This is a genomic window from Natrinema sp. SYSU A 869 (genome assembly GCF_019879105.1).
In the GTDB taxonomy this organism is placed as follows: domain Archaea; phylum Halobacteriota; class Halobacteria; order Halobacteriales; family Natrialbaceae; genus Natrinema.
Map to the genome: position 1 here is coordinate 100,179 of NZ_CP082248.1, position 22,593 is coordinate 122,771.

At 55.1% G+C, this 22,593-nt stretch carries 23 protein-coding genes and 5 pseudogenes; 21 read left to right on the forward strand and 7 right to left on the reverse strand.

Annotated elements, in window-relative coordinates:
* Nucleotide 1 precedes the first annotated feature (1 nt).
* The 5 genes from K6I40_RS04330 (at nt 2) to K6I40_RS04355 (ending at nt 4,373) form a co-directional block, all read left to right on the forward strand.
* On the forward strand, nt 2–382 hold the full coding sequence (locus K6I40_RS04330; RefSeq protein ID WP_222914380.1) for a winged helix-turn-helix domain-containing protein: 381 nt from the start codon (nt 2–4) through the stop codon (nt 380–382).
* Nucleotides 375–1,208, forward strand: a complete 834-nt coding sequence (locus K6I40_RS04335; RefSeq protein ID WP_222914382.1) for an arsenite methyltransferase — start codon at nt 375–377, stop codon at nt 1,206–1,208. The genes K6I40_RS04330 and K6I40_RS04335 overlap by 8 nt, the downstream gene beginning before the upstream one ends.
* Before the next feature lie 430 nt (nt 1,209–1,638).
* Nucleotides 1,639–2,070, forward strand: a complete 432-nt coding sequence (gene arsN2, locus K6I40_RS04340) for an arsenic resistance N-acetyltransferase ArsN2 (RefSeq protein WP_222914384.1) — start codon at nt 1,639–1,641, stop codon at nt 2,068–2,070.
* A gap of 1,141 nt (nt 2,071–3,211) precedes the next feature.
* Nucleotides 3,212–3,841, forward strand: a complete 630-nt coding sequence (locus tag K6I40_RS04350) for a hypothetical protein (RefSeq protein WP_255681615.1) — start codon at nt 3,212–3,214, stop codon at nt 3,839–3,841.
* Nucleotides 3,834–4,373, forward strand: coding sequence for a hypothetical protein (locus K6I40_RS04355; RefSeq protein ID WP_222914386.1), 540 nt, complete (start codon nt 3,834–3,836; stop codon nt 4,371–4,373). Before K6I40_RS04350 ends, K6I40_RS04355 begins: the two co-directional genes overlap by 8 nt.
* 5 nt (nt 4,374–4,378) lie before the next feature.
* Here the strand turns inward: K6I40_RS04355 and K6I40_RS04360 are convergent.
* A pseudogene (locus tag K6I40_RS04360) lies at nt 4,379–5,301 on the reverse strand (tyrosine-type recombinase/integrase); the annotation flags it as partial.
* A 32-nt stretch (nt 5,302–5,333) separates the two neighbouring features.
* Between K6I40_RS04360 and K6I40_RS04365 the strand changes: the two are divergent.
* The 4 genes and pseudogenes from K6I40_RS04365 to K6I40_RS04380 all read left to right on the forward strand — a co-directional run bounded on the left by K6I40_RS04365 (nt 5,334) and on the right by K6I40_RS04380 (nt 8,188).
* Nucleotides 5,334–6,167 carry a type IV toxin-antitoxin system AbiEi family antitoxin gene (locus K6I40_RS04365; RefSeq protein ID WP_222914388.1) on the forward strand — a complete coding sequence of 278 codons (834 nt, stop codon included), beginning with the start codon at nt 5,334–5,336 and terminating at the stop codon, nt 6,165–6,167.
* Nucleotides 6,164–6,508: pseudogene (locus K6I40_RS04370) on the forward strand (nucleotidyl transferase AbiEii/AbiGii toxin family protein); the annotation flags it as partial. The gene K6I40_RS04365 and the pseudogene K6I40_RS04370, both read left to right, overlap by 4 nt.
* Before the next feature lie 321 nt (nt 6,509–6,829).
* Nucleotides 6,830–7,066 (forward strand): annotated as a pseudogene (locus K6I40_RS04375) (nucleotidyl transferase AbiEii/AbiGii toxin family protein); the annotation flags it as partial.
* Between the two features lie 520 nt (nt 7,067–7,586).
* Nucleotides 7,587–8,188: pseudogene (locus tag K6I40_RS04380) on the forward strand (IS6 family transposase).
* Between the two features lie 27 nt (nt 8,189–8,215).
* On the opposite strand, the gene K6I40_RS04385 reads toward K6I40_RS04380, so the two are convergent.
* Together K6I40_RS04385 and K6I40_RS04390 are read right to left on the reverse strand one after the other, a co-directional pair.
* Entirely contained in the window at nt 8,216–8,722 is a 507-nt protein-coding gene (locus tag K6I40_RS04385) for a VOC family protein (protein WP_222914391.1), read from the reverse strand.
* Between the two features lie 49 nt (nt 8,723–8,771).
* Nucleotides 8,772–9,062: a hypothetical protein gene (locus K6I40_RS04390; protein WP_222915009.1), complete on the reverse strand. Its 291-nt coding sequence runs from the start codon at nt 9,060–9,062 to the stop codon at nt 8,772–8,774.
* Nucleotides 9,063–9,128: 66 nt separating this feature from the next.
* Between K6I40_RS04390 and K6I40_RS04395 the strand changes: the two genes are divergently transcribed.
* From K6I40_RS04395 to K6I40_RS04415, 5 genes are all read left to right on the forward strand, one after another.
* Nucleotides 9,129–9,656, forward strand: coding sequence for a hypothetical protein (locus K6I40_RS04395; protein ID WP_222914394.1), 528 nt, complete (start codon nt 9,129–9,131; stop codon nt 9,654–9,656).
* A 3-nt stretch (nt 9,657–9,659) separates the two neighbouring features.
* Complete coding sequence (locus tag K6I40_RS04400; RefSeq protein WP_222914396.1) at nt 9,660–10,118, forward strand: hypothetical protein; 459 nt, start codon at nt 9,660–9,662, stop codon at nt 10,116–10,118.
* Nucleotides 10,119–10,475: 357 nt separating this feature from the next.
* A complete protein-coding gene (locus K6I40_RS04405; RefSeq protein WP_222914398.1) occupies nt 10,476–11,357 on the forward strand; it encodes a right-handed parallel beta-helix repeat-containing protein in 882 nt (293 codons plus the stop codon).
* A complete protein-coding gene (locus K6I40_RS04410; RefSeq protein ID WP_222914400.1) occupies nt 11,354–11,665 on the forward strand; it encodes a hypothetical protein in 312 nt (103 codons plus the stop codon). Before K6I40_RS04405 ends, K6I40_RS04410 begins: the two co-directional genes overlap by 4 nt.
* Nucleotides 11,666–11,948: 283 nt before the next feature.
* Nucleotides 11,949–13,106, forward strand: a complete 1,158-nt coding sequence (locus K6I40_RS04415) for a Fic family protein (protein WP_222914402.1) — start codon at nt 11,949–11,951, stop codon at nt 13,104–13,106.
* A 508-nt stretch (nt 13,107–13,614) separates the two neighbouring features.
* Here the strand turns inward: K6I40_RS04415 and K6I40_RS04420 are convergent.
* The 3 genes from K6I40_RS04420 to K6I40_RS04430 form a co-directional block, all read right to left on the reverse strand.
* Nucleotides 13,615–14,580, reverse strand: a complete 966-nt coding sequence (locus tag K6I40_RS04420; RefSeq protein ID WP_345779387.1) for a phosphotransferase — start codon at nt 14,578–14,580, stop codon at nt 13,615–13,617.
* Between the two features lie 1,147 nt (nt 14,581–15,727).
* Nucleotides 15,728–15,871 (reverse strand): hypothetical protein, encoded by a 144-nt coding sequence (locus K6I40_RS04425; RefSeq protein WP_222914408.1) that lies wholly within the window; start codon nt 15,869–15,871, stop codon nt 15,728–15,730.
* A gap of 582 nt (nt 15,872–16,453) precedes the next feature.
* Nucleotides 16,454–16,642, reverse strand: a complete 189-nt coding sequence (locus K6I40_RS04430; RefSeq protein ID WP_222915011.1) for a hypothetical protein — start codon at nt 16,640–16,642, stop codon at nt 16,454–16,456.
* 225 nt (nt 16,643–16,867) lie between these two features.
* Here K6I40_RS04430 and K6I40_RS04435 point away from each other — a divergent pair, with 225 nt between their 5' ends.
* Nucleotides 16,868–17,038 (forward strand): HNH endonuclease signature motif containing protein, encoded by a 171-nt coding sequence (locus tag K6I40_RS04435; protein ID WP_222914410.1) that lies wholly within the window; start codon nt 16,868–16,870, stop codon nt 17,036–17,038.
* 168 nt (nt 17,039–17,206) lie between these two features.
* On the opposite strand, the gene K6I40_RS04440 is transcribed toward K6I40_RS04435, so the two are convergent.
* Complete coding sequence (locus K6I40_RS04440) at nt 17,207–17,785, reverse strand: hypothetical protein (RefSeq protein ID WP_255681616.1); 579 nt, start codon at nt 17,783–17,785, stop codon at nt 17,207–17,209.
* A 68-nt stretch (nt 17,786–17,853) separates the two neighbouring features.
* Here K6I40_RS04440 and K6I40_RS04445 point away from each other — a divergent pair.
* From K6I40_RS04445 to K6I40_RS04465, 6 genes and pseudogenes are all read left to right on the forward strand, one after another.
* Nucleotides 17,854–18,522 (forward strand): annotated as a pseudogene (locus K6I40_RS04445) (nucleotidyltransferase domain-containing protein); the annotation flags it as partial.
* 849 nt (nt 18,523–19,371) lie between these two features.
* Complete coding sequence (locus K6I40_RS04450) at nt 19,372–19,587, forward strand: helix-turn-helix domain-containing protein (protein ID WP_222914413.1); 216 nt, start codon at nt 19,372–19,374, stop codon at nt 19,585–19,587.
* Nucleotides 19,574–20,158 (forward strand): HTH domain-containing protein, encoded by a 585-nt coding sequence (locus K6I40_RS28865; protein WP_345779388.1) that lies wholly within the window; start codon nt 19,574–19,576, stop codon nt 20,156–20,158. The genes K6I40_RS04450 and K6I40_RS28865 overlap by 14 nt, the downstream gene beginning before the upstream one ends.
* Nucleotides 20,155–20,955 carry a 3-oxoacyl-ACP reductase FabG gene (gene fabG, locus K6I40_RS04455; protein WP_222914416.1) on the forward strand — a complete coding sequence of 267 codons (801 nt, stop codon included), beginning with the start codon at nt 20,155–20,157 and terminating at the stop codon, nt 20,953–20,955. The genes K6I40_RS28865 and fabG overlap by 4 nt, the downstream gene beginning before the upstream one ends.
* Nucleotides 20,956–21,017: 62 nt before the next feature.
* The gene (locus tag K6I40_RS04460; RefSeq protein ID WP_255681690.1) at nt 21,018–22,145 is read left to right on the forward strand and encodes a thiolase family protein; all 1,128 of its coding nucleotides are present in this window, start codon (nt 21,018–21,020) and stop codon (nt 22,143–22,145) included.
* Nucleotides 22,142–22,501, forward strand: coding sequence for a nucleic acid-binding protein (locus tag K6I40_RS04465; protein ID WP_222914421.1), 360 nt, complete (start codon nt 22,142–22,144; stop codon nt 22,499–22,501). The genes K6I40_RS04460 and K6I40_RS04465 overlap by 4 nt, the downstream gene beginning before the upstream one ends.
* Nucleotides 22,502–22,593: the final 92 nt, after the last annotated feature.

Genomic DNA, 22,593 nt, shown 5'->3' on the forward strand with positions numbered 1-22,593 from the left:
AATGAGTGGGCAGAAGACCAATAGCCAGTCAGCAGAGAGCCGAGACCAACAAGGGACTGATTGCTGTACTGCCAGTCATTCGCACTCACTGGCGGAACAGGAGGTAGCCGCTGACGTAGATGTCCTTGCAACCCTCGGGAACGATACTCGGTACGAAGCGCTTCGACTTATCGCCGAGGCCGACGACGACATCTGCGTCTGTGAGATTGAACCCGCACTCGGCGTGAGCCAGGGAGCAGTCAGTCAAGCACTCTCTCGGCTCTTCAGCGCCGGCCTGGTCGAACGACGAAAGGAGGGCAGATGGCGGTATTATACCGCGACACCGCGCGCAGAACGACTTCTCACAGTCCTCGACGATACGAGATCACACGATAATGACTGATACCACACCCACAACGGATGCGGATGGTGACCGTCTCAGTGCCCACGAACAGCGCACCGCCGTGCGCGAACGGTACGGACAAATCGCCACGGAGTCGGCCTCGTGTTGCGGAGAGACGGGATCCTGTAGCGAATCACCCACAGATACGTCGAAGAAAGTCGGCTATTCGGACGACGAACTCAACGCCGTTGACGGGAACGCAAATCTGAATCTCGGCTGCGGTAATCCCACTGCGATCGCTAGCCTGGACGAAGGGGACACCGTCCTCGATCTCGGCTCCGGTGGCGGGTTCGATTGCTTCCTCGCTGCCCGCGAAGTCGGGGCGGCCGGCCACGTCATCGGCGTCGATATGACGCCCGAGATGATCGAGAAAGCCCGCCGAAACATCGAGTCGAACGCTGCACAGAACGTCGAGTTCCGAATCGGCGAAATCGAACACCTTCCGGTCGCAGATGAGTCCGTGGACGTGATCCTCTCGAATTGCGTCATCAACCTCTCGCCGGACAAACTACACGTGTTCCGCGATGCGTATCGAGTCCTCCGACCCGGCGGACGCCTCGCCATCTCGGATGGCGTCCTAACTACCGAACTACCGACCGACCTACAGTCGGATCCAGCCTCAGTAGCTGCATGTATCGGTGGAGCCGTCTCAATTCCAACGCTCGAAACGATGCTGAGCGAAGCCGGATTCACAGACGTTTCCATCGAACCGAAAGCGGACAGCGACGAGTTCATCCGTGAGTGGGACGATGAACGCGATTTGAGCGATTACGTTGTCCCAGCAACGATAGAAGGAGCAAAATCAGGAACGGAGTCTCATCCATAGCATGAAAACGAGCCCGGACAACCGTAGTCCCGCGGTTCTGAACATGGACACCGCTACCGAATGCATCGACCAATCGAATAACGATCGATCCAGTAGACACAAGAGGTACACTATGCATCGACCGCCGCCTGACCCACGAAAGTATCGAACCACTACTGACCCTACGTGGAGAGGTATCCTCGTATCCTACCTGATGGTAGCGTCGTTTCCGCTGTTACTCTGGGTTGTGAGCCAGCCCGTAGCTGGGACCGTAGTCGTGACGGCTATTGTCGGGCTAGCCCTCGGAGTCCGCCACGTCCATAAACTGGCTCGCTGCTTCTTCGAGTGTGGTGGGTTCGCGTTCGAACTCGGCGGGAAAATACGGGTATGTATTGCTCAGCCAAGTGTCGAAACGGCGTGCTAACCGTCAATTGGACCGTATAAATCCTTCATGATAACGATCGAGAAGGCGGATGAAGAAGCACTCCACCGTGTTGAATCATTCCTAAAACAGAGTAACTTGCCGTATCAGGATGTGCGCTCAAACCCGGACTGTTTCTTCCTCGCGTACAGTGGCACGGAGTGCATCGGGAGTGGAGGCGTTGAGATGTACGGTTCAGATGGACTCCTCCGGTCTGTCGTTATCAGAGAGACCGATCGTGGACAGGGCTACGGGACGATACTGTGTGATGAGTTAGAAGAGTATGCGCGAGCGGATGGTGTTCAGATACTTTACTTGTTGACCACGACCGCATCAGCGTTCTTCCGAGACCGAGGATATGAAGAGATCAGTCGGGAGAACACCCCACCACGTATCCAGCAAACCACCGAATTCACGGACCTGTGCCCGAGCTCGGCCACCTGCATGCAAAAATCGCTCTGAGCTTGATTCACCGAGAATCCCATGCCGTCCACGGGACAGGAGATGTCATGCTTTCAGCAGATGTAGGATTCATCTATCTTCAAGAATGTCTCCTACCAGCGCTCTCACATATACATGAACAGATAATAGAAGCAGGGTGTCAGAGACGAAGATGCTGTACACGATGTGTGGCTCGCCCTTGATGGGAAGTTGGACAAACACGGAAACCGGCGGTTCTTGTGGACGAGCTGTCCGACGATACGATGTTCACTTCGCCCCCGCCCGTCCTCCAGCGGGCGATTGGGGCACTGATCGCCCCACTCGCGCGCCGACTGGGATACCAGGCCACATACCCGGAGTATGAGCGGCCAAGCTTCTGGGTGTCGCAGGTGGAACAGCTGCCAGAGTGAGTTTACTTTTCCAACATACCCCCATATTTAGTGACAGAAAAGGTGATATTGAAACGGTCGATTTCGGTCGTCTCACGCCTCAAAGGTCGATTCGTTCGATGGTCGAACTAGAGCCTGCAGCGCCCATCGCAGATTTTCGGGGTTAAAATCACCATACAGCGGCGGGGCAAGATGCCGCACGAACACACTGCCGTTGCTTTCGTTCGATGGGGGATAGGTGAGTAGTCTCCACGAAAATTCGCGTACGTCCACAATAGTGGCGAGAGAGAAAATCGATCGCCGATTGTACAATACCCTCTATCAGGAGGCGCGTGCTGACATACAGAGGATGAGTTCAGCAAGGTGAGCTTGTTTGTTCCACGCTGAATGCGGTGACCCGGCCGCTCACTATGCGTGCGTAATGAGTAATCAAGAAGCCCTGATCTCAGTCACCCTTAATCTGGCAGGGCCCGAATACGCCCCTATGGACGACAAAGATGCGAAGAATATCAAGGTTTATGAATAGTACAGACATGGTGAAATTATAGGGGAGGAAGTGCGAGCAATCTTGGGCGACGATGTCATCAATTCGATGGAAGCGGAAGTTGAAGCGTTTGAATCAGCCATGGAACGCGATACGAGCGTTTTCTTTGTTGGTGACGACAACTGACCACGAATCTGGATTAATAGGGAACGACCGAAGTTCCAACCGTAGTAGACTAGTTGGACAGATCTCCAAAACACTTTAGAACATAGTTCGCGTACTATGGACTATGTCGAACGCTCCAACTCCTATCCAACCACCGGACGCGGGACACACCGCACACCGGTTTTTCGTCATCCAAGAGCTGCTGGGGACTCCTGATCTCGCGCGGTTCTACACAGATCTCTTGATCAACTCCCCCACAACGGTCACGGCAGCCCGTGAGCGCCAGGGTTTCTCCAAGAGTACTGCCTACAAGTACGCAAATACACTGGCCGAGTTGGGTGTCGCAGAGGAGTTGGATGAGTACGAAGATGGCTCTTCACTCTGGCGTGCCGACCCCGTGAGTGGAGACTGGACAGACGAAATAACCCTTGAACTCGGCCCCGCCATTATCGCGGTCTATGGCGCAACCAGTGTGGACGACGATCTCGAATTGTTCGTTGACCGCCACGGGAAGGCCGCACTCGCACCGGCGGTCATGGCCACGCTCACTTACCTGCAAGGCGAGACAACGCGTCGTGGTGTCGCGGATGAACTCGGTATCCCTGCTGTGGAGGGCATCGCGGTCACTCAGGCAATTGAGCGAATCATCGCCGTGGTGAAAAACCACGACCCAACCCTCAGCGACATCACGTTCGAGGTGGACGTTCACGACCGCGCAATTGAGCAGGGACCGTACCAGCGAGCCGATGAGTGAGGAGCATCCGTCTCCGTTCCCAACAGCCCTTATTCTCGATACAAGCTTTCTTCGAACCATCGGGGGAACGGAATCCACCTCGTATCAAACATTCATACAGTACGTCAGAGGGGAGGGAATTGACCTTTATCTGACACCGGGTGTCGTGGAGGAACTCGCGGAGCAACGCGGATACATCAGTATCGACTGGGTTGATCGAGCGGACACAACAGCATGGATCAATCTCATCGATACCGTGCAGCCAGGAGTTCGGGTGCACGACGGGCCGCGTGCTGGCAAGATTATGGATCGGGTTCATGAGCGACTGGCGAAGTTTGAGCAGACAGATCCAGACGAGCTAAGGAAGACTGATTCAGAACTTCCAGCGGCTGCCGTGATGCTTCTTGGTTCGACAGCGCATGACTCCGTCGGGATTTTGATTGACGACCGGAACGCTGAGCGGGCGATTTCTGGTGTGATCGACAATACGTACTATGACGGTCGAATTCGGGTACTCAGCATCTGGGATGCAATAGAGTATATCGAGTCCTGACTGCGTCAGAGATCGTCTAAGTAATCCCTCCGCTGTTCCATTTTCTCTTCCTCTGAACGCGAATCATAGTGCATCGAGAGTACTGTTTCTGAGACGTTCGCGCGATCGCCGACCGCCTTCATCGGCCATCCTTCCTGAAGTGCGTGAGTGATACCTCCCCTGCGAAGTGCGTGGGGCTCTCCACAGACGGGCATCCAGAAGCTCCATCGTACGCTGTTGCTTCACACTGTTCGATTTCACGACCATGCGGACACTCCCCAGTTACGACGCAAGGCCTCGTGAACCGATAGCAGTCACCGCGCAGCGTTGTCGTATGAGCACGCCCTTGGGATGTCGCAATTAACGGTTCCCGGCCGTGCTCGTCAGTCACCGACGGTCGAGTATGCTCCAACCAATCATCCAGCAGCTCACAGACGTGGTCTGAAAGAGCGACGAAACGTTCCCCTTTCCCTTGATTCTTCAGCGTCGTCCCCGTGTCGGGACGGTGGGCCACCTCCAACGACTGCTTGGCAGGATCGTAATCAGCACAGTCCAGTGCGTGAATTTCACCCACCCGCATCATCGTATGCCACATCAGCGTGAGAACGACGTGTGGCCGCGACGCGTATTCGTACTTCTCCAAGTAGTTCAGTATCCGGTCTGCCCGTTCCGAACCCAACATCTCATCGCGGATGTTGTCGTCGCCGGTCAAGTTCGGTGACAGAACCTTCGTGTGTAGATCCTGTTCGACGCCGTCAATCGACTCCAGCCACTTGATGAACACTCGCAGTGTATCCATCTGGGTCTTCTCAGTTGCTGGGGAGAGATCGCCCTCCATTCGCCGCCAGATTCTGAACTCGTGAAGCTGGCGTCCAGACAGCTCGTTCAGATTCGTGATCCCTTCGTCGTTGCACCATCGGATGAAGTGACCCAGTCGTGAACGATGGGAGCAGATTTAGGGTCTATGTACGCTGAGCGGCTATGAGGCCGACAAACAAATCAGAGACTCACAGAAAGAGTCTGTCGACGCGCGAATCCCAGGCACTCTCGCGACTTGCGAGCGAGGGGCGACAAGTCGTCACTATCGGTGATGTCAAGGAAACGTTGGAGATTTCTCGAAAATCAGCCAAGGATATGGCATACTCACTCAAGGAGAAAGGCTGGTTGGAGCGCCTCTTCCAGGGGAAATACCTTATCTTGCCACTTTCTGCTGGAGAGAATGCGGTTTACACGGAACACGAGTTCGTCATCGCTTCCGCGCTCGTGGAACCGATGTACATCGGCTACTGGAGCGCGGTGAATCACCATGGTCTCACGGAGCAGATGTCACGGACAGTATATCTTGTGACGACAAAGCGCGCGCAGACACGAGAGATTCACGGTGTCGAGTATCGACCGGTGTCGGTCACTGAGCAGAAATTCTTTGGATATCAGCCGACAGCGGTCGGATCCGCACAGGTGAACATCGCCACTATCGAAAAGACGCTGGTTGACTGTGCTGATCATCCCGAGTTCTGTGGGGGAGTTGGTGAACTCGCCAAGGCGATGCAAAACGCAACGGAGAAGCGATGTTCGTGGGAAACTGTCGTAGAATATCTCCGCCGGGTCGGGAACGGTGCTGCAACGAAACGTATCGTATACCTCGCTGACCAGCTCAACATCAATCTCCCGGAGTACTGGGATCTCGTCGATGATTTCACGACCGGATATCCACTTCTTGACCCAACTCGAGAAGCGACGGGCACCCGGGACAGTAAGTACCAGCTGCGTCTGAACGTAGAACCTGAAGCATTCCTTCCGGAAGACTTCGCATGATTACCGATACACGTCTGAGACAGTTAGCCAGAGAACTAGACGTTCGTCTGGGTTACGCGGAGAAGAACTACGTCAACTCGTGGATTCTGTGGGCGATCTATACGAGCTCGTATGGAGATAATCTGCTGTTCAAGGGCGGCACCGCTCTTAGCAAGCTCTACTTCCCAGAGACATGGCGGTACTCAGAGGACCTCGACCTCGGTGTCGAAGGGGACTACCGAGGTAGCGAGGAAGAGTTGGCGACTGCGTTAGACGACGCAGCAAGGCGCTCCGGGATTGATTTCGAGGTTACCCAACATCGCAAGTTTCGGAACGAGGGCTATCCAACACATTATACTGATGAACAGGCGCAATACCACGGCCTTCAGGCCGTGAATACGCGCCGTAAGCTTGATTGTTCGACCCCACTATACACCTCTTGTGCGCGGAGAACTGGCAGTTGACTCGGTGTTTGCCACGGCGCGAGCCGAAATCAAACAAGTGAGCCGACCGCGCCGACCGACACAAAACAAGACACCTCCGAGCCGTCAACGCGGTAGGAGTAACGGCTTCGTGGCAGAGCCAGCGCCGTCGGTCGCAAACCGTAGACTCCCAACCGTCAGGATTGACCTGCCCGGCCAACACCGGGTGGGAGGCCCGCGTCTTTAGGCGCGGGAGGATGTCACGTTGACATCGACATCCAGTACAACGCCATTCTTGGCCACAGGAATACGACGAGTTTGGACGTCATGATTGACGAGCACGTGGCGTTCGATTCAGTGGATCACACCCACCAGTATGAAGACACGCCTGACTTCACGCTGACTGCGTACAACCTTGAGGAAATCTTCGCAGAGAAGCTGCGAGCACTCTACCAGCGATCACAAGTGCGTGACTACTACGACCTCTATCGCATGATACGAATTTCGAGCGCATACCTGCGTCTTCAGGCGCAGGTCGAGCGGTAGGCGCAGCGTGTCACCCGCAGCCGGTGATCGGGACGGATTTCCATCGTAATCGTTTTAGTGTGATAGCACGTAACATAGGGTGCTACGAATACCGTGAGAGGCCGTTCCCGAACAGACAAGGGATGGTGAGGAGCGCGGTCTGTTCCTCACACGGCGATGACATGGTATTCGATGGGGCCTATTTGACCGGGCCACAGCCCTATACAGGGGAGGAAACGAGAGTTCCCCCGGTGTGTCGCCGGTTCCCCTTGAGTGCGGGTTGGAACCTCGAACGCCGCACTCGGCGGAAATCCGATGGTCGGATTCCACGTCCTTCAGGGCGTGGAGGAGGTCAATCTATCCCTTACTCTGAATAAAGAAGCCTATATTCAACTACTGTTAACGGTACGACGGTGTTCAAATAAGGATTGAAAGGTGAGGCGTAGCGTTTTCTGCGTGTCCATGGCCGAAAACGCTACGCCTCACTGGTTCTATCGACCAGATTGAGTTAGATTTTGTGGAGCGAGAAGCAACACCAAAACTGTTGATAAAGCTCGGTATTCAGTCCTATCTTGCAGGACAATCACCTTCGAATACTGTATCTATTATTGAGGTATTTGGTGTTGAACGAGCACGTTCGACCGTTCACGATTGAGTTCACAAAGCCGATCTACAGCCCAAGGTGGACGAAACCCGGATCACATTGCGGTCGACGAGACCGTGATCCAACTTGATGAGAAGCGATATTGGCTGTACGCTGCAGTCGATTCTGATACAAACAATTTACTCCATTCAAAGCTTGAACCGGTAAGAACGAACGTTTTTGCTCACGCGTTCTTCGCCGAGCTACGCGAGAAACACGACGTCGATGACGCCGTGTTTCTCGTCGATGGAGCGACACCGCTCCAAGACGCCTGCTCTCGCCACCTCGATTTCAGATACGAACGTCACGGAAATCGGAACAGTGTAGAACGTGTTTTTCGAGAGATAAAGCGACGAACTATCTCTATCTCGAACTGTTTTAGCAACACCAAAGCAGAAACTGTCGACGAGTGGTTGCGATCATTCGCCTTCGCATGGAATCAGCTTATCTGAACACTACTATTTCTTCCAGCCGAAGAACTAACTATTTGTATGTAACTGGTAATTTTCTTCCATTGGGCGTGTATACACCTCGATAACGTGCTCATCAGGATCTTTGAAATATAACGACCGGTATGGCGCTTCAGCATCATATTCCCGTTTTGTTACGGGAACATCTGCGTGCTGAAGGAATTTATACGCGGTGTCAAAATCACTCTCATCAACATAGAGGGCGAAATGAACGTGGTCACCACCCTCATCATACAATGCGGAATCTGGCCAGTCAGTGACTGGTCGTGCTTTGTGTTTCCTGTCTTCATCGGAAAATTCGCGAGGCAGCCATAGGCCTAGGCGGGTATTCCCTCCAACATAGATCCACGTTGCCCAGACCTCTTCTCCAGAGGGTGATCCCGTAAATTGCCCATCAGCGTACCCCCATTGGTCAACAATGGGAAATCCAAGCGTCTCTGACCAAAATGAAACAGCCCGATCCATGTCTGCAACTTCGAGGACGAGTTCAGAAACACCCTGTACTGGCAGCGTCATACTATTCCCCTTATACGGATGTCATTAAAAGTCATACAATCCATTTGGGTCATAGAAACCCATCTTCGTTCTCGAGGGTTCGCTGGGCACCGAGTTCTTCGTATTCTTGGCCCGGTTCCCAAACGATGTTGTATCCTAGCTCGAGGAGCACCGCTTGTAGCTGATCGAGAACCTCGCCGGAGGAGACGATTTCGTGTGTGATAATCCTGCTGCCCGACAAACCGGCAGACAGGCGGTCGAGCCGCTCCTTCCACAGCACGGCTTCAGTGATCGTATCGAATTTCGATACGTCAGCGTCAAGTATTTCGAAACGATCACAGCCGGCGAATTTCGATGACACACTCTTAGTATCGATATAAGATCAGCCACCTCAATCTATATTAAGATCCAGTCCGAATAATCGAGTATGGTCGAGGATACCAAGCTGCGGAACCAGCAGACGACGGGCGAAGACCGTGTGCGGATGATCGCACGACAGCTGTCGGAGCCCCGGACAGCAAATTGGATCGCCTCCGAAGCAGGTTGGTCACACGAGCCAACCAAGCGCGTCCTCGAACGGCTCGTCGAGGACACCATCCTCCATCGTGACGACAGCGGCACCCACACCACGTACTACCCAGATTACCGCCGCCAAGCGATGCAGGAGGCGATGCGCCTTCGGGACAGCGGGCACACAGTTGAGGAGCTCACGGACCGCCTCGCCGAAATGAAGGCACAGATCCGGGACTGGGAGAACGAATTCGGCGTCGAGTCACCGAACCACCTTCGAGGAACGCTCGCCGACGACGCCCTTGACACCGACGAAGAGGACCGTCGCCGTGAGATCGCACGCGAGTGGGAACACCTCCAGCGTCGCATCCGGATCGTCGGGTTCGCTATCCGCGAATGGGACTTCCTAGCCCCAACAACAGACCCCGCCGAGGCCAGCAGCTAACGGATGTCTGTCCCGCACCCTGGTGGTGACCCGAACGCGAATCTATACGAACAACTGAAGCGGGACGTCCTTGACCGTGTACCACAGATTGCGGCGGTCGAGTACGTTCCGGACGATATCGAGGCCAAGCAGTTGCGAGCAATTTTCGATCCGGACCGCCTTGACCCTCCAACAGGGCCTGAATCGCCGGAACTAACCGTCAAGTGGTATCGCCAGGACCCACACGATTGGTTCCGCGTCAACTACACCAACCCAAACGCGGGTTTTCACGCTGGTTGGCACCAAGATGAGAATCATCCCGATCTCGGACGGGTGCATTTCCAGTACACGGTCGCCGACGAAGCGGACCGATGGGATATCACATTCGAACACGAGACACCTTCCATGATCCTCTGGGAAATCGTCGAAGATCTCCTTGAAGATGTTCGTCCGACATACCAGTACTCGAACGAGGAATCATAACCCCCGGTAAGACAACCGAGAACGCATCGGTCGATCACTCGCGAGTTCGTTCAAGCGATACCTCCTGGACAAGGGGAAGGCCGCGGTGGCGAGGGCGAAAACTACCGCCGGAACGCGGCGCACGAACTCGAGCGAGAGCGCACAGGCGGATGAGTCAGTCGTTGTGCACAGCCACGGCTGGAGTGGTTTTGGTGTCAGAAGAAGACGCTGAATGAGCGCCTTCGAGGTATCACGATCCTAGTGATACCAATGTCACGTAGCAGCGCTAGCGGTAAGGTCGTTACGGTCGATGAACAGGCATACGAACCAATCAAATAGCCCCCAAGCACGAAACGTCCAGACCGCGAACATCGAGATATGAATCGTAGAGAGTTCGTTCGAACGGCGGGTCTGCTCGGACTGGCCGGAATACCCGAGAAAGTCGCTGGACAGAACGATAGGAACAGCGCAGACGACTACGACACGATTCGGGTCCCTAACGACGAACCTACCATACAGGACGCCGTCGATGTTGCCGAGCAAGGCAATCTTGTGCTTCTCGAAGAAGACACATACGAGGAGGCAATCGAGATCAGGACACCTAGGATAACACTGCGCGGTCACAACCGAAACACGGTTATCCTCGACGGTGGGTTCGAGCAAGAAGACGGGATACTCGTCGAAGCCGATGGGGTCGCTGTCGAAAACCTTACCGTACGGCACTTTCGAAACAACGCCGTCTATTGGAACGATGTCGACGGGTTCCGGGGGAGTTTCCTGACAGCGTATAACAACGGCTACTACGGGATTTACGCCTATCGCTCACGTGACGGCCGATTTGAATACAGCTACGCGTCGGGTCATCCCGATGCTGGATTCTACCTCGGCCGTAACCAACCGTTCGAGGCAGTTATCTCCGACGTTGTCGCTGAGTATAACGGTCTGGGGTACTCGGGGACCAGCACGGGTGAGGATCTGACGATCAAAGATTCGATCTGGCGGCATAACATGGCCGGTATTGTTCCGAACACGTTAGATACGATTGACCCACCCCAGCATTCCTCACACATTGTGAACAACGTCGTCCACGACAATGGCAACCAGAATGCCCCCACTGAGCAATACACGTATCCGATGTTTGGCACTGGCATCCTTCTCTGGGGTGGGAACGATAATCTCGTCGAGGACAACATCGTCGACGGCCACCCAAATTTGGGATTGCCGCCTATCCTACCGTTGACGAGCCGTCGGAGAACGTGATCCGAGAGAATGTCGTCCGCGGATCAGGACGGGCAGACCTAGCGCTGGGCGCGCCTGCTGGCGAGGACAACCAATTTGAAGCAAATGAGTTTATGACCAGCCTGCCGTCGGCCATCCAAGACGATGCGAGCGAGGGCGACGATCACGTCAGCGAGATCTTTCAGGAACAACAACGCCGCGCCGAGAACGAGAACTATCCGTCGGGCAACTGGCGCGACCAGCCAGAACCACGAGACCAGCCGACAATGCGTGATCCGGAAGCGCCACCTCGGCCCGCCAGCAAATCCATCTCATGGGGACAGTGGTGAGCTCCTACTCGAGCTCAGCCATGTGGTAGGCAGCAACATCTGCGCGGGTCAGCTCTGAGGCGAAAATGGTGTTCAAGAACGGGTCTCTGATTCGACAATTAGTCGTCTTCTCGGCGTTTCTCGTTCGTGGATATTGTATAATTTCCATCACGTTCGTAGCGTGGATGGGGCCTGTTCACCAAAATTTCCGTATCCTATTTTGAGCAAGCATGCTCGAGACACCAGTAATCAAGTTAGTTTATAAGCGGTATGATTAACAGGCTGGAAATCGTGGTATAATCAAATGCCGACTCGAGAACTTCCGGAGGAGGCACCAGGACACTATCGTGAGTCGCATCCACACCCATACTACATTCCGGAAAAACTCCCCCTCACTACGCAGATTGCTGTCGACGACGTCCTCACGGAGCTTATCGCCGATGCCACCTTTCAACTCGGCCGCATCGACGGTATCAGTCCAACCGTCGATTTCTCACCAGTTCTCTACACTTCCCTCGTCCGGCTTGAAGCTGTCGAGACTGCCGAAATAGAAGGTGCTGACGTCGAAATGGACGAGGTCTACGCGTATCACACACGTACCAATGCAGGGGAGAATGTCGACACGAGCCGGGACCTTCAGGAGGTCCTGAACGCCGAACGTGCACTTCAGGAGGGGTTCAGCGCGATCAAACACGGTGAGCCAATAGCACTCGAACTCCTCCAGTCGCTCCACGAATTGCTCCTCGAGAACGTTCGAAACGAAGGCGAAGAAGTTGGAGAATGGCGGACCAGCGATGTTCATATCCCCTCTCCATACGCTAGTCAGCCACCATTCGTCCCCCCGCCCCACCGGAACGTTCCTGAACTCATGGACTCTCTGGAGGCCTACATCCAGATGGGCGGTCAACATCACCCGCTCGTTGACCTTGCGATTACGCATTACCAGTTCGAGACGATCCATCCCTGTGAGGACGGGAATGGACGGCTTGGTCGCATCCTCATCGTGTTACAGCTCTGTGCTGCTGGCTACCTGAGCGAACCATATCTCTACCCGAGTGCCTACTTCAATCGCAACAAGCAGGAATATGTGGAGAAGATGCGCGCTGTGAGCGAACACGGAGATTGGCGTGACTGGATCACGTTCTTTATCGAAGGTATCGAGGTGCAGGCACGGGACTCATACGAACGGACACTTAGGCTGATGGAGCTTCGGCGTGACTACGAACAACGGTATCAGGACCAGAAAACGAGTCATCGCCTCGCACGAGGAGTATTCGATATGCCATACTTCACAGCACACGACGTGCAGAATCGGTTCGATGTCAGTCGACAAACCGCATACAACGCCATTGAGGAGTTAGTGTCTGAGGGAATTATCGTCGAGACGACTGGAAACCAGCGGAATCAAGAGTACAAGGCAATCGATGTCTTCGACATCCTTGAGGGGATACCTGATCGCTAGTGACATCCTCCTCGCGATAAACGGCGAGGCTTCCCACGCAGTAAGAATACCGGACTTGCCGGTAAGGTTTTGAGACTCATACTCACCAAGCGTCATCCTTGAGCTGCAACCTCGTCTGTAGGTCGGCAGCCTTCTCGGCCATCGACTCGGTTGGGAACTCGAAGGTCTCTCAAGGCCCGCCCGTGTGGTCATGGGCCAGAACATGCGGACGCCCGTTGGCACTATCGATCGAGTCTCGAGCGTGGCTACGGTTGTTTCAGGCGATCGCCGAACTTGTGCCGATGTGGATCGATAGCGGTTCATCATCGCCGTCTTGGTTGACCATGACGTCTGTTAAACCCAAGCAAATAATGCTTCCAATTATCTAAATCGTGATTTTACTAACAGTGGCCACTGGAAACGACCTGAGTACAATCCAGTTATACATCTCCGCACAACATTCGGTTCAAACGTCTCAAACAGAATGTCTTTCTACTACGGCTGAAACGAATACCTGACATTGCCGGAGTTAGCAGACGGCCTCAGCTGCTGCAAATCGTTCATCTAGTTCGTCACGTACCCATTCAGCGAGGTCTGTTGTTGCTTCCGGTGCGCTCGGTGCCCAGAGTGGAAACGTTTTGGCCGTTTGAAGGAACGTCACTAGCCGGTAGATGGGCCGCCGTCGGTCGAACCTCTGTGGAAGTTCACCTGCCCATTCACAGTATCCGTCGTGAACCGCTGCGCGTAGTCGGCCTCGATCGCTGTCAGACACATCTGCCCGTTCAGCCACCCAGGCCTCACCCCAGCAGAGGCCTAAACCCGGGTCGCCAACCAGTGTCCACTCCCAGTCGATCACCCCTGGTCGCCCATTCTGGAACACGTTCTCTAACCGGACGTCTGGATAGAGGAGTGCGGGCGACGCGCCGTCAAGGACATCTGTCTTTCCGCGTACTAGATCGGCCGCCCGTTCAGGGACGCCTGCGAATCGCTCCGATGGGACGTCGTTCGCCTCGCGCTCTATTGCGTCTGCGAGCACCGCACTCCACGCACCAGTCTCACGGTCGAGGTGATCTCGGTCACCGCCAGTAATCCATCCATGGTCGTCGAAACGCGCAGTAGTGATCCCTGCCACCACCCGGCCGATATCCCGGGCAATAGTTTCTTGACTCTCGTCTGCTTCCCAGTCCGTGCTGGCGGGAGTTCCATCGAGAGGTGAGGTCGCAAGATATGGTGGATTGAACGCTGAGTCCGCCGCGATTACGGTTGGAACACGAACCGAACAGTGATCGATAGCATAGCGGGTGGTGGCGACTTCGCGCCGGTTACGGGCAGCGTCGCCATCTATACGAAGTTTCAGGAAAACACGCTCGCCGTTGGAAAATATGATTCGAAGCGTGTGATTCCCCGGACGACCCGAGTCCACTGCCTCGTCGATAGCAGTCATCGTGCGATCTTGAAAGGCGTCGTTGAGCACTATTCGGACCGAATCGTCCATAATTAGCAATTCATTCGAACGTTCTAACTATTTTTTCCTTGTTGAATCAGCGCTCTATTCGTAACGGTCTATGAACTGGTCGCTACTTAGCGTATTAAAATCAGAGCACGACGGCTAGGATACCAGTGAGGAATCACCGAGCAAGATTATCAGTAGATAGTAGTACGGTTTCTTTATTTAGAAATACGCTCGAAATCGAATTGGGCAATTCGGTAACTACGTGTGCGTATTTACCGAATCGGAATCTTTGTAACGCGGCTGTTTTTAAATTTATACATGGATAGAACAGATTGGTTCCTCGCACTCATCACGTTTTTATTGGCTGTAATCACCCTTGAAACCGTTTCAGATGCTACGAACGAACTCTTTCAAGATATTGGCAGTAGTATCTCTATATTGGTGATTTTCCTCTTGCCGCTCTATCTTTTGCCCACGTCGTGAAGAATCGTGATAAATCAGACTGATAATTGAGTCCTCTGTACTTACCGTGGTTTTCACGAACTACTCTGAATAAATCGCATTACCAACTACTGTTATTGGCGCCCAGCTATTTCTATTGAGCTGCAATCCAAATGCTATAAGTAACTAGGTATCATTAATCAAGATGGAAGCCGCGCTCCACCTCGTCGCGGGGGCATGCGTTGAAATGCCCCGGGTGTTGGAGCACCCGAGACGTGGCTTCCAATCCATCCGCGGATTTGAAAGCCATGTTTCGCTTACTTCTAACGGGATATAAACGTCCCGCACGAGAGTCGTATCGCACTCGAGTAGCCGTCGGTCGCGACAGTCACCGCTTGAGGTGCCTATGAGCGAGAAGACACAGTCAGAAGAGGAGGAAGACTGGTCGCTGCCATCGTGTCCGCACTGTGGGAAAGCGGTAATTCTGGTACACACACGCGGTCCGATGGAGCATGTTGCGGCGCCGTGTGGCTGTCGAGTCGCGTCGCCTGACCTCTGAGGGATACTCAATCATCGACGCCGATTGAGATCACTGCTGCCACATATTTTGGATTGTCGTAGTGGGTGTCATAGAAGAGTTCTCATACTCTGTGCGGGTAGCCGACGAATGATAAGTATAGAGCAAGTAGTGTGCAGCCTTTTCAGTGAGATAGCTATCTGGAAAATGTGATCCCAAGAGGGGCGATTTTTAATCCATTACGGATGCTGGTTGGTCGCCATTGTTCTCGCGCCGTGCGCTAATGCTGCAGGCCATTGCGGCGACCAGCAGGAACAGCGTCGGTAGCAGAAAGTACCAGCCGATACTCGTGACACCGAGGATTGAGATACCCATACCAATGACTGTCGTGGCCCAGGTGATGTAGCGGTGACCGGTCCACGCTGCGGCTCCGCCGAACGTGACGAGAGCCAGAAGAACCACTGCCCAGAAAAACAATACCGGAGCGTTTCCGGTGGGACTCCCTAAGAGGTAGTCGATACCCGACTCACAGCTGCGGGTAGTTCCGTCGGTATTTGACCCACTGCTTGTCCAGCACGAGACTGGGCCGAACGCTCCCATCAAAGATAGGGATCCATACGTTCCAGCCAGACTGGCCAACCCAGCAGCGATTCGGGCGACACGTTTGGGACCGGCCGTTGTGTTAGCCATATAGAACAAAACGTAGTGTAGTATAGTTAACATTCGTCTGGTAAGTACGTGATGCACTAAGTACGCACACGTACGTGCCGGCTGGTTCACCAGAATGTAACTGAGATTAATCCTTGGGAATGGTTCTATGACACCCTCTTGTCGTAATCAACACAAAGACGAGCAGTTTTCTACCGATCTAGCGGATATCGGTGAAGGAACAATCACGGAAACCGATAGTCGAGTATACTATAAATTTAGTATTGAATTTTGAACCCCATCCACGAGTTAGTCTTCCGGCATCGTCACACGAAGTTCGCCGTCGACCTCGTAGAAGTAGCCTCGCTCGATCAACCGGGAGAGGGCATGGGTCGCGTCCTCGGGTTCGAGGGCCAATTCATCAGGACTGCAGAGAACCTCGATCGCTTGCTCTCGAGGGAGACCGATGACGGGCGATCGAAAGCGGAGGTTGAACAAAAAGATGAATACACTGTTCCCACAGACGAAATCGGATCTCTGCCGCGTCTGTGATGAACCCGTCGTCGACGGTCGCTGGAACTACTGTTCGGAGCGCTGCCAGAACATCGTGAACGCGGCCCAGCGAATGTTTCTCTGGGACACCGTCCGGGACAAGATCCTCGAGCGGGACGCCTACACCTGCCAGAAGTGTGGTCGGTCCAAGGGGCTCCTGGAACTGAATCGATGGAGGTCGACCACATCGAACGGATCGCGGACGGCGGTCACCCACTCGGGGAGTCAAATCTCCAGACATTGTGTAGTGAGTGCCACGCCGAGAAGACAGCCGACGAGAACAGTACGACGACGCGAGATACTGTGCCGGACGTGACGCTTGACGAGTACCTCAAGTCGTAATGGTGGCCAGGGACCCCCATTCTGTCCAGTGTCTATTCTACCTATTCGTAGAACATACCCCACCGTGTCCAGTGTCTTCTGCTTCGAACAACCGACTCCAGTGACTACAATCCAGCAGAGAAAACTTCGGTTAGAAACTATGATCTAGCCGCTTCTGGATTGCTTCCGTTACCCCACCATGTCCACTGTCTCATCGAGTGCCTCGAGCAGCAAATCAGGATTCGTGTCGAGTGCATACTCGTAATATCGGCCACCGGATTCTCCTTTATTCCGTTCATCACGGGTTGCAATCCCCAGCATAGCAAGTTCTCCGAGATGGTCACGAATTCGTCGTGGTACGAGTGGTTCCACTGCAGCCCGATCACAGACGATCTCGTAACGGTCTTGGATATCACGGGCTCGAGTCGGTGCTTCACCCTCTTCATGAAGTATTACTAAAGCGTACAAGACGAGGTGTCCCTGTTGGGTGAGGCCGGCCACTCCATCGACGATCCGACTCCGCTCGAGCAAAGCTCGCGCTTCGTCGACGTGAGCTTCAGTGACGTGTTCAGCGTTCTGTTCGACGGCAACGTCGCCAGTCTCCATCAGTAAGTCGAGACTCTGACGGGCGTCCCCAGCATCCTTTGCACCGAAGGCAGCACACTTCGCGATTACTTCGTGCGGGACGACGTCATCGTAGAACGCAATATCGGCACGCTGGCGGAGACTATCTCGGAGTTCGTTCGCGTTGTACGCGGGAAACTGCAACCCCAGCTATCCAGTTGATCGTGGCCAGCTTTTTATACCTCGTTGCACAAAATCAGACAGTGTCTGAGATGGCGAAACAGGATATAACAGTCTGCATCGATGCGTACCCAAATGCGGACACTGCCATATTTCGCATCGAAGCAGCAGACGATATTCTTCGTCTACTAGTCGACGTCCACGAGACAGAGTTCACGATCCCCGATCTCGTCGACGCAACGGACGTGACTCGCTCGACGGTCTGGCGGGCCATCAACCTGCTCGAGAGGATCGGTGCCGTTCAGATTCGGGAGACACCGCAGCGAAACTACGTCGCCATCAATCCAGATCGTCTCCAGAAAGACGATCCAATACTTGCCATCGACCAGACAGAGTTCCATGCGCCGATTCGAACATTTGTCGACCAGATACAACGTGCAATCACCGACGCTGACGACGTCGACAATATTCGAGGAATCATCGTCTTCGGAAGCGTTGCACGCGGTGAGGCAGACCGCCAGAGCGACATTGACCTGTTCGTCGTCGTTGACGGCAATCGAACGAGTGCCCGACGCGTCGTGACCGACGTTGTTGCTGAGCTCCGTGAGCAGCGATTCAATGGAGACCGGTTCGATTTCGAACCGTACGTCGAATCCGTAGAAAGCGCTCAACGGGCCGGATCGAAGCTCCATGAAATCTTCACAGAGGGAGTTACAGTGTATGGGGACGATCAGCTTCAGTCGCTCCGCAAGGCGGTATTGCTAATGAGTAGTACCGCCGGCATCGAGGGATATCGAAAGACAAACTCACAGCGTCTCTCAGACTCTTCCAACTTCGTCAGAAATCCTACGCAAACCCGGACGAGAAGCCCTTCGAGATCATAAGAGCGATCTTAGAAGCCAACGGTGTCCAGATCGTTGATGAGGTGATCTCGGCACTGTCGTCGATGGAATCAATGGCAGAACTCGAGAGCACCATTCGACTGATCGACAGGCGGGGCTATCTTGTGGACCAGATGAGTCCCTCTTTGGCTCCGTAGCGGTCAACGAGCCGAATTATATACCAAACTGTGTTGGGGGTGAAACTTTGTCCAATGCCTATATATCTTAAAATGCGGTTGAGCCAAACCGTATCTGGCTGTACCGCGCACGGCTGGCCGCCACACGGCGGTCACTCGTGGACATCCTTCGGACAGATTCAGACACAGCCGGCGTGGTGAATTGCCACGGGGTCAAGCAGTTCGAGATGCGGGGCATCTGTTATCACGGAATACTTGATTTCCGTACAGCCTCCAGACACACGGCCTGCTTTATCTGTGGACCGCCTCGAGGTCAAGTAGTTCGAGAATCTTTGATTCTCGTCATCACGAGAGAGCTTTGCTCTCTCGAACGACCCCGAGGCACTCGGCCTGTTTCGCCTGTAGAACTAAGATTTCTGACGGAAGAGGACTATCCATACGCATTGTTATCGAAAAACCATCATACATTTTGTACAGTTTATATTCTGTTCATACTACCCAATCATAGCCACCCCGCGCGCTGCTTTCTAGTAAACATGTAAGGTGTTTATAACCTCAGGATTTAAATAATAATGTCTGGCATTCAACTGTGATGTCCACGAGGCAACAGTCGTTAGCGGTACCAGACGAGCTCGCATCACCACAGGCCAAACTGGTCTACCTGTCCCTTCTCATCATGGAGGACGCAACAGCGACCAACCTCCAACAGTTCCTCGGACTGCCGAAACTCACGCTCCTCTCCGTACTCGAGTCGCTCGTTGCAAAGGATCTCGTCCGCCAGACGGAGGATGGCTATGTCAGTCAGTGAATTTACCGAGTCCCTGATCGTCCCCACCGGTACACAGACCGATCTCCGGGTTGATTGTTATGTCCGGTCCGCCGTTGGAGGACCGACTGCCGAAACGATTACCTCGATTGTCGATCGACTGCAGCGGCTCTGCGACTACGGGCAGATCAGCACCTGTCAAATCTCCTCATGGCCGCCGGAACGCCATACGGTCAACACGCATGAACCGACGCGACATGGGCTTATAGCCGAGTTCGAACGCTGGGCTGACCAACACGGTGTGACGCTCGAGCCAGCCTTCCGTCGGCAAACGGTACCACCGTCATCACTCGGGATCAGTGCCGACGATTCGCGTGAACGAATACGGGTACCGATCGTAGCGCTGGCATTGTACGAGGATACGCCTCCCGATTCAGACCCGGAGACAGAGTCTCTCCGCGGGGTTGTTCCATATACCGATCAGACCTACACGGATACCGCTCGGACGTATACGGTCGATGACTGGCTCTCTGCGGTCGACCCAGAGATGTCTGAAGGGGGAACACATGATACGCAGACCGATCACCCATCGCTGCTGGAGGGAGAGCGATGAGTATCGAACAGCGTAAACGGCCGGCTGAACTGGATCTCCCGTCTCGGCAGCCGCTTGCCGGACGGACGTGTCTGATCACCGGTGGGTCACGTGGCATTGGGCGTGGCATCGCCCGTGAACTGGGTCGCCACGGTGCAACTGTCATCGTCAACTACCGGTCGTCGGAGACGGCCGCCCATGAGGTCGCTGACGTGATTACGGAGTCCGATACAGAGGGGACAGCTCATCCGGTCCAAGCCGACGTCACGGACCGTAATGAGGTCGAAGCGATGCGCGAGGCGGTTCAGGACTCGTTCGGCCCGATCGACATCCTCGTCAACAACGCCGGGATCACGTGCGATTGTACGTTCGCCACTATGACTCACGAGGACTGGCACCGTGTGATCGACGTCTCCCTCCACGGGACGTTCAACTGTACACAGGCGTTCTACGACGATATCGCAACAGTCGACGACGGGCGAGTAATCAGTATCTCGAGCGTGATCGGCAAGCAAGGAAACGTTGGACAGGCAAATTACGCGGCGGCGAAAAGCGGCCTCTTCGGCTTCACTCGCTCACTCGCACTCGAGTTGGCGGATACCGGAGCAACGGCGAACTGCATTGCGCCCGGCTTCACCCGCACCGGGATGGTCGAAGCCATTCCCGACCATATTCGGGACGATCTACATGCGGAGATTCCGCTCGATCGATTCGCCAACATCGACGAGATCGCCGGACTCGTACGCTATCTCGCTACGGAGGAATCGGGCTACATCACCGGGGAAGTGATCGACATCAACGGAGGGATCGACCTGTGACGACGGCTCGTTCCCAAGCCACGGACGGGCACACCGAACGCGTGGCGGTGATCGGCGCCTCGATGACGCAGTTCGGCCAGCGCGAGGAATGGATCCTGGACCTGTTGGCGGAGGCTGGAAGTGAGTGTCTCGACGATGCAGGCGTCGAGGCGTCCGACGTCGAGCACCTCTACGTCTCGAACATGACCAGTGGCGAGTTCGAAGGGATGACAGGCGTGATGAACGCGCTGGCCCACGATCTGGGCGCGATACCGGCATACACCCAACGGGTCGACCAGACGAGTTCCAGCGGCGGCGCCGGTATCTATGCCGCCTGGCAGTCGATCACAAGTGGCGCTAGCGACATGACACTGCTCGTCGGCGGCGAGAAAATGACCCATACGACGACCGGCGAATCAACCGACATTATCGCCTCGATCGGTCACCCTGTCGAGTATAAACACGGGGTCACGCTCCCGTCGTTCGCGGGACTCACGGCCCGCCATTATCTTGAGCGGTTCGACGTGCCCCGCGAGAGTCTCGGCAAGGTCGCGGTTAAGAACCACGCGAACGGCGTCGACAACCCTAACGCACAGTTCCAGAAGGAGGTCGACCTCGAGACCATCCTCGAGTCACCGATTATCGCTGATCCGCTCCGCCTGTATGACTTCTGTCCGGTCACGGACGGCTCGGCTGCGCTGCTGTTCTGCCCCGAATCGGTCGCCCAGGAGTACACCGACGAGTACGCGGTGGTCGCGGGCGTCGACGGTGCAACGGACACCCACGTCGTCCACGAGCGGAAGGATCCGACCGTGATGGACGGCGTCGTCAAAAGTGGACAGGGTGCCTACGAGATGAGCGGCTACAGCCCCGATGATATCGACGTGGCCGAACTCCACGACATGTTCACCATCCTCGAGTTCCTCCAGATGGAGGGGCTCGGCTTCGCCGAGCAGGGCGGAGCTTGGCAACTCGTCGAGGAAGGTTACACCGAGCGCGACACCGGCGAGTTGCCGATCAACACCTCGGGCGGACTCAAGTCGAAAGGGCACCCGCTCGGAGCCAGCGGTGTTGCTCAAGGCGTCGAAATCTACGAACAGCTCGTCAGCGAGGCTGGCCCGCGGCAGGTCGACGCAGACGTGGGGCTGTGCTGTAACGTCGGCGGGTTCGGCAACTGCGTCATCACGACGATCATGGAGGCAGCACGATGACGATGGACGCGACTCGGTACACGGACGGTTCGATCAGCTACCCTAGGCATCCACGCGGTCCCGGTGGCGCGGAGCCGGTCGAAACGATCGATCTCAGCGAGTACACCGCCGAGGTTGTCACGTGGACGACGAGTACGGCGACGCCACCCGGTGTGCGCGAGCCGAACACGCTTGCGATCGTCGAATTCACCGTTGAGGGTGAATCGGTCCGGGCGATCGGGCAGGTCACGACCGATGAGGTCGCAACCGGTGACGAGGTCCGCCCGGTTCACGTCGACGAACTCCGCGAACCCGGCGCCGGCATCCGTGAGCCCGATAGTCAGGCGTGGGACGGCTACCGGTTCGAACCAGCGTAAACTACCGCGCTCTCCCGCTCACCTGACAGCTCACGCTCAACAAGATAGCCGTCGTGGCCGATGACGGAATCATTCACTGGGTCACATCTGAT